This window comes from Hymenobacter coccineus, assembly GCF_001816125.1.
GTDB classification, from domain to species: Bacteria; Bacteroidota; Bacteroidia; order Cytophagales; family Hymenobacteraceae; genus Hymenobacter; species Hymenobacter coccineus.
Map to the genome: position 1 here is coordinate 1 of NZ_MDZA01000071.1, position 10,789 is coordinate 10,789.

At 62.0% G+C, this 10,789-nt stretch carries 11 protein-coding genes; 6 read left to right on the forward strand and 5 right to left on the reverse strand.

From position 1 onward, the window contains the following. The 5 genes from BEN49_RS05580 to BEN49_RS05600 all read left to right on the forward strand — a co-directional run. The coding region (locus tag BEN49_RS05580) for a pantoate--beta-alanine ligase (RefSeq protein ID WP_141765619.1) at window positions 1–219 on the forward strand (219 nt) is incomplete at its 5' end. 232 nt (window positions 220–451) lie between these two features. Further along, window positions 452–799, forward strand: coding sequence for an aspartate 1-decarboxylase (gene panD / locus BEN49_RS05585; protein WP_070741936.1), 348 nt, complete (start codon window positions 452–454; stop codon window positions 797–799). 102 nt (window positions 800–901) lie between these two features. Further along, window positions 902–1,930 (forward strand): lysylphosphatidylglycerol synthase transmembrane domain-containing protein, encoded by a 1,029-nt coding sequence (locus tag BEN49_RS05590; RefSeq protein WP_083325807.1) that lies wholly within the window; start codon window positions 902–904, stop codon window positions 1,928–1,930. Between the two features lie 257 nt (window positions 1,931–2,187). After that, a complete protein-coding gene (locus BEN49_RS05595) occupies window positions 2,188–2,937 on the forward strand; it encodes an LOG family protein (protein WP_070741955.1) in 750 nt (249 codons plus the stop codon). Between the two features lie 140 nt (window positions 2,938–3,077). Beyond that, window positions 3,078–4,292, forward strand: a complete 1,215-nt coding sequence (locus tag BEN49_RS05600) for a lycopene cyclase family protein (RefSeq protein ID WP_070741939.1) — start codon at window positions 3,078–3,080, stop codon at window positions 4,290–4,292. A 153-nt stretch (window positions 4,293–4,445) separates the two neighbouring features. Here BEN49_RS05600 and BEN49_RS05605 read toward each other — a convergent pair whose 3' ends face one another. Next, window positions 4,446–4,667 carry a DUF2795 domain-containing protein gene (locus BEN49_RS05605; protein ID WP_068238128.1) on the reverse strand — a complete coding sequence of 74 codons (222 nt, stop codon included), beginning with the start codon at window positions 4,665–4,667 and terminating at the stop codon, window positions 4,446–4,448. Window positions 4,668–4,766: 99 nt separating this feature from the next. Continuing rightward, the gene (locus tag BEN49_RS05610) at window positions 4,767–6,083 is read right to left on the reverse strand and encodes a DUF349 domain-containing protein (protein WP_070741942.1); all 1,317 of its coding nucleotides are present in this window, start codon (window positions 6,081–6,083) and stop codon (window positions 4,767–4,769) included. A gap of 199 nt (window positions 6,084–6,282) precedes the next feature. Here BEN49_RS05610 and ettA point away from each other — a divergent pair, with 199 nt between their 5' ends. Beyond that, window positions 6,283–7,947, forward strand: coding sequence for an energy-dependent translational throttle protein EttA (ettA, locus tag BEN49_RS05615; protein ID WP_070741945.1), 1,665 nt, complete (start codon window positions 6,283–6,285; stop codon window positions 7,945–7,947). A gap of 88 nt (window positions 7,948–8,035) precedes the next feature. On the opposite strand, the gene BEN49_RS05620 is transcribed toward ettA, so the two are convergent. From BEN49_RS05620 to BEN49_RS05630, 3 genes are all read right to left on the reverse strand, one after another. Continuing rightward, complete coding sequence (locus tag BEN49_RS05620) at window positions 8,036–8,344, reverse strand: hypothetical protein (RefSeq protein ID WP_125916549.1); 309 nt, start codon at window positions 8,342–8,344, stop codon at window positions 8,036–8,038. Window positions 8,345–8,667: 323 nt separating this feature from the next. Beyond that, window positions 8,668–10,086 (reverse strand): vanadium-dependent haloperoxidase, encoded by a 1,419-nt coding sequence (locus tag BEN49_RS05625; RefSeq protein ID WP_070741950.1) that lies wholly within the window; start codon window positions 10,084–10,086, stop codon window positions 8,668–8,670. Between the two features lie 458 nt (window positions 10,087–10,544). Further along, window positions 10,545–10,789, reverse strand: a 245-nt coding sequence (locus BEN49_RS05630; protein ID WP_141765620.1) for a helix-turn-helix domain-containing protein, incomplete at its 5' end; no start/stop codon positions are given.

Consider the following 10,789-nt stretch of genomic DNA (forward strand, 5'->3'; position numbering starts at 1 on the left):
CCCCAGGTACGCCAGGGCCTGCCGCCCGCCCCAGGTGCAAGCCCAGGCCGAAGCCGCCCTGGCCGGGCCCCGGAAATTGTGTTGGAGTATTTCGCCGTGGCCGACGCGGCCACCTTGCAGCCGCTGGCAGCATATGCCCCGGGCCGGGCCGTGGTGCTGTGCCTAGCCGCCGACCTGGGCGGCGTGCGCCTCATCGACAACGTGGTGGTGGTATTTTAGGGTGAGAGGGTAGGAGGGTGTGGGGGTAGGAGGGGGTAGCAGTGGCCTTGACCTGTACCACCAAGCTGCGCTGGCACCGCAGGGGTCTTGCCTCAGGGGCCCTATCCGAAACCAAGCACAGCTTGGTAGTACAGGTTAAGACCTCTTACCCGCACACCCTAAAATACCCTCTTACCTTTGCGGCCCCAAATCTTATCCTTCCGACCAATTCCAGCTTTCCCCGTTTATGGCGATGTACATCGAGGTGATGAAATCCAAAATCCACCGCGTCACGGTTACGCAGGCCGAGCTGCACTACGTGGGCAGCGTCACCATCGACGAGGACCTGCTGGACGCGGCCAACATGGTGGAAAACGAGAAGGTAACGGTCGTCAACGTCAACAACGGGGCCCGGTTCGAGACCTACACCATCCGCGGCGAGCGGGGCACGGGCACCCTGTGCCTCAACGGGCCCGCTGCCCGCCAGGTTGCTTTGGGCGACGTGGTCATCATCTTCTCCTACGCCCAGATTGACTTTGCCGAGGCCCGGGCCCACCGCCCCACCGTCATCTTCCCCAACGAGCACAACCGCTTGGTATAATGGGTGAATGGGTGAATGATTGAATGAGTAAATGACGGCTACTTAGGGCCCCTGCTTACTCATCCACCCATTCGCTCATTCACCCATTCACCCATTCACTCCTTGATAAAGTCCCTTTTCACCATCCTCAAGTACGCGCTGCTGCTGGCCGTGTCGGGGACCCTGATGGCCTACGCAGTGCGCGGCCAGGATCTCTCGCGCATCGGGCAATACATCCGCACCGCCAACTACTTCTGGCTGGGCCTCACGCTCACGCTCTCAGCGCTGGGCTACTTCAGCCGGGCTTACCGCTGGCAGATGCAGCTTACGGCATCGCAGCACAAAACTCCTTATTGGGAGGTATACCACGCCATGATGGTGGGCTACCTGGCCAACCTGGTGCTGCCGCGCATGGGCGAGGTCATCCGCTGCTCGGTGCTGCGGCGCACCAGCCGCGTGCTGGTGGAAGTGTCGCTGGGCACGGTCGTGACGGAGCGGGTGATTGACGTGCTGGTACTGGCTTCGTTGCTAGCCGCCACGCTGCTGCTCGACTTCCACACGTTCTGGACCTTCTTCACCGACAAAGTATTGGGCGGGCGCTTCGATGCACTGGCCCGTAACCGCACGCCCCTGCTGTGGGCTGCTGCCATTGGGGCGCTGCTGCTGGCGCTGGCCGCCGGGGCCCTGGTGCGCAACCTAGAGCGGCTACGCCAGCACCGGCTCTTTGCCCGGGCCGTGGCGTTTGCCAAGGGCATGCTGGCGGGCATGTTCAGCATCTGGCGCATGGAGCGCAAGGGTGTATTTCTGGCGCACACGGCCTTCACCTGGGGCGTGTACTTTTTGATGGATTACCTGGCGTTTTTCTGCTTTCCCGAAACCGACCAGCTAGGCCTGCGGGCGGGCCTGGCGGTGCTCACCTTTGGGGCGGTGGGCATGGCCGCGCCGGTGGCGGGCGGCATCGGGCCGTTCCACGTGATGGTGCAGAGCACGCTGGTGGCCTACGGCGTGGGCCTGGAGGCCGGCATTGCCTACGCCTTGGTGGTGCACGGGGCCCAAACGCTGCTGGTGGTGCTGCTCGGTGGCATCAGCTTCGCTCTCAGCATGGTGCAGGCCGGGCGCCCGGGCCGGGCGGTGGCGGCCGAGGCGGCGTAGGGGGCCCCAGCGGCCCGGCCGGCGCAACGGCCATTTTCCGGTAACAATTCGGTAACTTTGACGCCCTACTTTTGGCCGCCCCGCCCGCGGGGCGGTTTTTCTTTTGCTACCTCCCACCCTATTTATATATGGCCGAACTTAACAAAACGCCCAAAACCAGCAAAACCAAGCTGGCCGACGACATCCAGAACGCCGGCAGTGGCAAAACCATCAAGCAGCCCAACGTCAACGACGACAAGCTGACCTCCATCACCGAAATGCGCGAGCAGGCCCACGGCGAGGGCCAGACCGGCATCGCCGTCGACGACGAGCAGCGCCTGCGCAAGGCGTTTGTGGACAAGGATTGGAACGAGATTAAAATCGCCGACAGCTGGCAGATTTTCAAGGTGATGGCCGAGTTTGTGGAGGGCTTCGAGAAGATGTCCAAAATCGGGCCCTGCGTGAGTATCTTCGGCTCGGCCCGCACCCAGCCCGACAACCCTTACTACCAGCTGGCCGAGGAAATTGCCGCCAAACTGGTGCGCCACGGTTACGGCGTCATCACGGGCGGGGGCCCGGGCATCATGGAGGCCGGCAACAAGGGCGCCCGCGCCGAGGGCGGCAAGTCGGTGGGCCTCAACATCGAGCTGCCCTTCGAGCAAAGCCACAACATCTACATCGACCAGGACAAGTGCATCAACTTCGACTACTTTTTCGTGCGTAAGGTGATGTTCGTGAAGTACGCCCAGGCCTTCGTGGGCATGCCCGGCGGCTTCGGCACGCTCGACGAATTGTTTGAGGCCATCACGCTCATCCAGACCAAAAAAATCGGGCGCTTTCCCATCGTGCTGGTGGGCTCGGCCTACTGGAACGGCTTGTTCCAGTGGATTACCGACGTGATGCTCAGCCAGGAGCACAACATCTCGCCCGAAGACCTGAACCTGATTCAGATTGTGGACGACGCCAGCGAGGCCGTGAAAATCATCGACGACTTCTACCACAAGTATTCGCTCTCGCCCAACTTCTAAATCACTGATTAGGCGTGATTAACCGTGATTTTGCTGATTTCTTAACCGGCGGTTTTTGTCGATCATCTGCTTAATGCTACCGAAAGCCGGGCCCTGGGGCCCGGCTTTCTTGTTTGCAGCAGGCCCACCTTTGCAACACTATGCTGCCCTCTTCAAACCCTGCCTCATTCGATAAGTCCGCAGCCTACGATTACCTCATTGTGGGCGGCGGTGCGGCGGGCCTCAGCTTGGCCTACCACCTCAGCCAGGAGCCGCGGCTGGCCGATAAAACCGTGCTGCTCATCGAGCCCGAGGCCAAGGACCAGAACGACCGCACCTGGTCGTTTTGGACGGCCGAGCCGCACCTTTTCGAGGCCATTGTGGCGCACGAGTGGCACCGCATTGCGTTCCGCAGCCCGGGTTTTGAGCAGGTTATCGGCCTGGGGCCCTACCGCTACCAGATGATTCGGGGGCTGGATTTCTACACTTTTGTGCGCCAGGCCCTGGCCGCCAACCCGCGCTTCACGCTGCTGCGCGGCACCGTGGACGAGCTGACCAACACGCCCACCGGCGTGCGCGCCCAGGGCAGCGCCGGCACCGCCACGGCCCGCTACGGCTTCGACAGCCGCCCGCCCGCCGTGGTGCAAAACCCCGCCCGGCACCGCTACCTATTGCAGCACTTCGTGGGCTGGGAAGTGGAAACCGACGCCGACTTGTTCGACCCCAGTGTGGTGGAATTCATGGATTTCCGGGGGCCCCAGCACCGCGAGGCACGGTTCATCTACGTGCTGCCGTTCGGCCCGCGCCGGGCGTTGGTCGAGTACACGCTGTTTTCGGAAACCCCGCTGCCCAGGGCCGACTATGAGACCCATATCGCTGATTACTTGCAGCATACGCTAGGCCTGGCCGCCGGCCAGTACCGCGTGGTGGCTGAGGAAGCCGGCGCCATCCCGATGACCGACCACCCGCTACCGGCCCGCGTGGGGCCTCACATCGTCAACCTGGGCACGCGCGGCGGGCGGGCCAAGCCCAGCACGGGCTACGCCTTTCGGCGCATTCAGGCGCAATCGGCGCGGCTGGTGGCGGCGCTGGCCGAAACCGGCCAGCTGCCCGCCGACGCCACCGGCGACCGGTGGCAGTTCCGGCTTTTCGACACGCTGCTGCTCGACATCATGCAGCGCCGAGGCGAAACCACGCGCGACATTTTCCGGCAGCTGTTCGAGCGCAACCCGGTGGAGCGGATCTTCCGGTTTCTAGACGAAACCACTAGCTGGGCCGACAACCTACGGGTGATGAACTCGGTATCCCCTGGGCCCTTTATGCGCTCCATCGGGCACGTGCTGCGCGGCCGGCCGGGCAAAAAGAGGAAGGGATAGGGCCCCGGGTTTCTGGCGAAACCCGGGCCCTATCCCTTCCTTTTCTGAAATTAAAAATTAAAAAATGATGAATTAAAAATCTGCACTGGAAAGAGTAAATCTTATGCCCTCGGCGCGAATTTTTAATTCATCATTTTTTAATTTTTAATTCCTTTAATATTCGTCCTCGTTGAACATAAAATCTTCCTTGGTGGGGTAGTCGGGCCACACTTCCTCGATGCTCTCGTAGGGCTGGCCGTCGTCCTCCAGGCCCTGGAGGTTTTCTACCACTTCCATGGGCGCGCCCGAGCGGATGGAGAAGTCAATCAGTTCGTCTTTGGTGGCGGGCCAGGGGGCATCTTCCAGGTAGGAGGCCAGTTCGAGGGTCCAGTACATAGTAAAAAAGAAATAAAGAGTTGAGCGAAGGTAGGCGCAAAGACTGAATAAATATGGTAGAAGCTTTGCGTTTCCGCCAACGTAAACCGCCTTCAAAAGTTAAGCCAATTTGCGGGCCTGCTGGTCAAAAAGTACAATCAAATCGTTTTTGGTGCGCACTTTCCGTTCCAGCGACCGGATTTTGGTTTGCAGCAGCTGCCGAAATGCCTCGTTGGCAGGCGTGGCGGCCAGGTTGCCGAAGTTGCCGCGCAGCGTTTCCAGCTCCTCGGCGTCGGTTTTGAGCAGCTCGCGCAGGGCGGCGGCCCGCAGCTGGGCCCGGCCGCCGGGGGCCCCACCCTCGGGCAGCGGGCGCTTGCGCAGGTGGTACTCCAAAGCGCTCAGCTCGAACACCTTGTCGCAGGCCAGCATGAAGCGCTGCCAGATGCGGTCCGACTCGTCGCCGCGCACCGTGCCCACCTGCTTCCACTCGGTTTGCAGGCTTTTGGCCTGCTGGATGGCCTCCTGCGGGGCCACGTTCAGCAGGGCCTCGGCGCGCTCGGCCAGGGCGCGCTTGCGGGCCAGCAGCTCCTCGGGCGAGCCGGGGGCCCCGGCGTGGGGCCCTACGGCGCGCTGGGCTTCCACGTGCTGCTTGAGGCGCTCGAAAAAGTAGTTGTTGGCCCCGCGGAAGCGCGCCCACAGCTCGGCGGCCTGCTTCTTGGGCAGGTTGCCGCCCACCTCGCGCCAGGTTTGCTGGAGCTGCTTGAGCTGGCGCGAGGCCACCTCAAACTGCGGCGACTCCTTGAGCTGCTCGGCTTGCAGCACCAGGTCGCGGTAGCGGTTCACGGCGCGGTTGGCCATGGCCTTTTTATCGGCCTGGAAAGCGCGGCGGCGGTCGAAAAACACCTGGATGGCGGCCTGGAAGCGCGCCTCCAGCTCGTCGGCCAGGTCCTTGTCCACGGGCCCGGTTTTGAGCCAGCCCTGGCGCAGGTCCTTCACCTTTTCGCTGGCCGATATCCACTCCACGCTCTCGCGCAGGGCCTCGGCCTCTTCCACGAAACCGATTTTGGTGGCCAGGTTTTTCTCGCGGTTGCGGGCCACGCCCACGGCTACTTCGGCCTCGGCGGCCTCCAGCCGCTGGCGCAGGGCGGCAAAGTCGCCCAGGGCGTCGTAGGCCAGGGTTTGCTCTTTCAGGTGCAGCACCTTCATCAGGAAGGAGCCCTGGTTGTCGCTGGCCGCCATGCGGTCCAACAGCTCGTCGACTTTGGCCCGGAAGGCCGCGAAGCGACGGGCGAAGTAAGTGAGGGCGTCGGCGTCCGACTCCTTCACCAGGCCCACGCGGCGGGCGGGCTGGCCCAGCACGGGGCGCAGCCACACGTCGCCGTCGGCCACGTAGCCGAAGCGCTGCGCGGCAGCCAGCATGTGGTCGGTTGGTTCCATAAGAAAGTACAGGCAGGAATTTGAGGCAACAAGAAGGGCAGGGACCGCACGAAACGGCCAGAAATTACAAGTTTACGAGAAAACAGCCGCGCGGGAAACAGAAGCCGCCCCGGCGCGGGGCCCCGGGCGGGCCGGTTTCCCGGGCAGGCTGCCGTTCTTTGTTTTTTCCCGTCCCCATTTCCTCCCTACGCCTTTCTCAATGAGCGACCAGACCATCATCTTCAGCATGGCCGGCGTGAGTAAAATTTACCCGCCGCAAAAACAAGTTCTCAAAAACATCTACCTCTCGTTCTTCTACGGGGCCAAAATCGGCGTGCTCGGTCTCAACGGCTCGGGCAAGTCGAGCCTGCTGAAAATCATTGCCGGCGTCGACAAGCAGTTCCAGGGCGAAGTGGTGTTTTCGCCCGGCTACTCGGTGGGCTACCTCGAGCAGGAGCCCCAGCTCGACCCCGCCAAAACGGTGCGCGAAATTGTGGAGGAGGGTGTGGGCGAAACCGTGGCCCTGCTGAAGGAATACGACGAAATCAACGAGGCCTTCGGGGCTGAGGACGCCGATTTTGACAAGCTGTTGGAGCGCCAGGGCACTGTGCAGGAGCGGCTGGACCAGCTCGATGCCTGGAACCTCGACGCCCGCCTGGAGCGCGCCATGGACGCGCTGCGCACCCCGCCCCAGGAGGCCATCGTCGGCACGCTGAGCGGCGGCGAGAAGCGCCGCGTGGCCCTGTGCCGCCTGCTGCTGCGCGAGCCCGACGTGCTGCTGCTCGACGAGCCCACCAACCACCTCGACGCCGAGAGCGTGCTGTGGCTGGAGCAGCACTTGCAGCAGTACAAAGGCACTGTGATTGCCGTGACCCACGACCGCTACTTCCTCGACAACGTGGCAGGCTGGATTTTGGAGCTAGACCGCGGCGCGGGCATTCCGTGGAAGGGCAACTACAGCAGCTGGCTGGAGCAGAAAACCGACCGCATGGCCAAGGAGGAAAACTCGGAAAGCAAGCGCGCCAAGACCCTGCAACGCGAGCTGGACTGGGTGCGGATGTCGCCCAAAGCCCGCCAGAGCAAGGGCAAGGCCCGCCTGGCCAACTACGACAAGCTGGCCAGCGAGGAAGCCAAGGACAAGGAGCAGAAGCTGGAGCTGTTTATCCCGGACGGCCCGCGCCTGGGGGCCCAAGTGATTGAGGCCGAGGGCTTGCGCAAGGCCTTTGGCGACAAGCTACTATTTGAGAACCTGAGCTTTTCGCTGCCCCAGGGCGGCATCGTGGGCATCATCGGGCCCAACGGCGCGGGCAAAACCACGCTCTTCCGGATGATAACCGACCAGCTGCAACCCGACGCGGGCACCTTCGAGGTGGGCCCCACGGTGCTCACAGCCTACATCGACCAGCAGCACGACTCGCTCGACGGCAGCAAGTCGGTGTTCGACACCATCACGGGCGGCACCGAAACCATGCTGCTGGCCGGCCGCCCGGTGAACTCGCGGGCCTACGTGAGCAAGTTCAACTTCGGCGGCGGCGACCAGGAGAAGAAGGTGGGCACGCTGAGCGGCGGCGAGAAAAACCGCGTCCACCTGGCCATGACGCTCAAGCAGGGCGCCAACCTGCTGCTGCTCGACGAGCCCACCAACGACCTGGACGTGAACGCCATTAGGGCCCTGGAGGATGCATTGGAAAACTTCGCCGGCTGCGCCGTCATCATCAGCCACGACCGCTGGTTCCTCGACCGGCTGGCCACCCACATCCTGGCCTTCGAGGGCGACTCGGAAGTGGTGTGGTTTGAGGGCAACTTCACCGACTACGAGGAAGCCAAGCGCAAGCGCCTCGGCGACGTGGAGCCCAAGCGCGTACGGTACAAGAAGCTGGGCTAGGGCCCCCGGGGCCCTGTCCTCAATGCATCAAAAAAATGGCGCGAACCTGCTCGGTTCGCGCCATTTTTTTATCCTGCTGGCAAGCCAATCATTTGCTGAATTTTTGTTGCTGGTCCGCGGGCAGCGCCATGAATGCGCGCATAAATTTTTGTTCGGCGTTATCGGCCCGGGCTTCGGCTTTGGTTGCGCGCTTGTCTGCTAGTACCGTTTGCTTCTCCGCAGCATCCTTGCCTTGGGCCCCTACCTGCACCCCCAGGAAGGCTCCCACCAGAGTGCCCACAATGCCCGTAAAAAGACCGGCCAACGACACCAATTCGCTGGCCTTCCACTGGTTGGCTTCGGTCATTGTTTTGGATAACAACAAAACTAGAAGGGCCGGAATGAGCAACCCCACCAAGGCGACAACAAATGCCGGCCAAATACCAGCCGGGGCCCCGCAACCATGGATTCAGGGTCCATTGTGGTTGTTTTTAATGACTGTTGGTTAACTGTTTAGACCAAGGCAAGCGCAAGCGCTTGGGCGACGTGGAGCCCAAGCGCGTACGGTATAAGAGGTTGGGGTAATAGGTAGCCGTTTTCCTCCCATGAATAAAAGCCGCCAGCGCACGGAGGATACTTAATTGCTTCTTCCGTATGCTGGCGGCTTATTTTGCTCGTCTGCACTCCTGTGGAAGTGCTCACCAACATTCCTACAAAGCTGGCTCGTCCCCGCAACGTGGGTTAGCTACCCAGAAGAAACGACTTGGCGGTGTCCTCGCCTACCCGCGTGCCTATTTCGTAGCCGCCACTCGCGTCGAACTGGTAGTGCACGCCGAGGTAGATGCGGCTGCGGCCGTTTTCCAGCGCGGCCTGCGTGAAGGAAGTAAAGGAGCGGGTGCGGCGGATGCCATTGGCGTCGCGCGCGCCGTGCGGGTCTTCGGTAGTGGCAGTGAAGGCAATGTTGTCGGTGTCGTAGAAAGTGCGCATGGCCGCCGCGTGGGCGGCCCCAAACGTGGAGTGCCCCGATACGTAGGCCGGGAAGTTGGGCGAGAAGCGCGTGCCGCTCATTGTGGCTGACAGCGGTTGCCAGTCCGGGTCGGGGGTGGTGCCGTTGTTGCCATCGGTAGCGGCCAGTTGGATGGCAGTTTCGGGCCGCCACAGGCGCAGGGGCTTGTTGTTGCTGTTCAGCAGGAAATATTTGGCGTGCCACGCCACCATAGAGGCATTCACCATGGCCGTGCCTACCATGGCAAACAGGCGCGCCGTTTCGATCAGGCCGTTCGTGGCGGGCGTGGCGCCGCTGGCGGGCTGGTCTTTCAGGGTGCCTTGCTGCTTGGCCACGGTTTGGGTAATGGTGTAGAGTTGGCCGGGCGGCTTGGAGGTGCCATTGAGGTCATTGGCCCAGAAAATGGCAATTTCGGTTTGGTCCGGCGTTCGTTCCGTAGAGTGCATGCCCCCCAGACGCTTCACTTCCCGCACCTGCGCCGCATACAGTTCCGACTTCAGGAGCTTGCTGTAATCGAACAGGGAAGTTGGAATGTCTTTGGGTTCGTAGTGGGAAATGGGCCGCGAGGCAGGGTCGAGCAGAAACAGTGGTACCTCGCCCCAGTGGGGAGTCAGGGCAGAGCCAGAGCCGGTATCGCGCCATTCGCCATTCAAGTGGTCCTTGAGAACCGGATCTACGGTCATGTTCAAGCCATCGTAGGTTACTGTCCCGCTGGTACTGATGGGGAATTTAGCCTTGATAGCATTCGATATGGCCTTGCCAAATTTGTCGGAATCTTGGTCAACGGGGGTGGAGCCGGCATTAATAAGCTCTTTCGCGTGCAATTCCGCGCCGGCCCTCACCTGAAACGGGTCAAGTGGGTTGAGGGCTCCCCCTTGCACTCCCTTCGACAGCCGGATGTAGGTTTCCAACGCGTCGGTGAGGGCGTAGCAAGCTGCGTAGGCCGCGCTGATGGCCGGATCGGGGGTGCCCACCGGAGCTACCGGGGCCAGTACGTTGGGGTACGTGTTGCCCGAGAGCTGGTTCACGGCCTCGTACATGGCCAGGTGCATAACGGCTCCCATGTGGGACAGGGGCCCCGGTGCGCCGCCGATACGGCGCACCACGTCCAGGTAGATGTTGTTCCAGGCAATAACGATGTCTCCGGGCTGCATAAGAGGGGTTGTTGAGAAGCGATTGAAAACAGGGCCCAACCCGCGCTGGCGAGGCCGTGCATGAGCTCCACAAATATTTCTCTTTCCCTACTTAACTACATCAGTACCAGCACTGAAAATACGCGGCGGAACAGGATTCACAATTGCCAAACCGCAAGGAGCGCAGGCCTAATTTCCTGCTTCCAGTACAGGGCAACGCTGCAACAGGCAAATACCAACAGGACCGCCGTGACCGCCGACACGTGAAACTCCCACGAAACCTACGCCGCTACCGTACCGACCAGTATATTAGCTATATACCTGATCTGCAACATAGTGCTCCGCTCATTGGTAACACTCTTGGGCATCAGAAAACCAGTAGAAAGGAACCGCCCGACGCAGTATTTTATGTTGTGCTTTTTGTGCTCTGGATGAGGTAAAACACTGCGTCGGCTCGGTAGCCGCCCGGTGCGGAGGGGCTAGGCTACCATGCCGGCGCGCAGGGCCCAGGCCACCAGCCCCACCAGCGTGCGAGCCCCCGACTTTTGGAGCAGGGCACGGCGGTGGCTTTCCACGGTGCGCACGCTCAGGTAGAGGTGGCCGGCAATTTCCCGGTTGCAGTAATCGTCCACCACCAGGCGGAGCACTTCCAGCTCGCGGGGACTGAAAGGGGTGGCCACGGCGGGGGCCCGGGCCGGGCGCGCGGTGGCTGGCGGCGCACTGG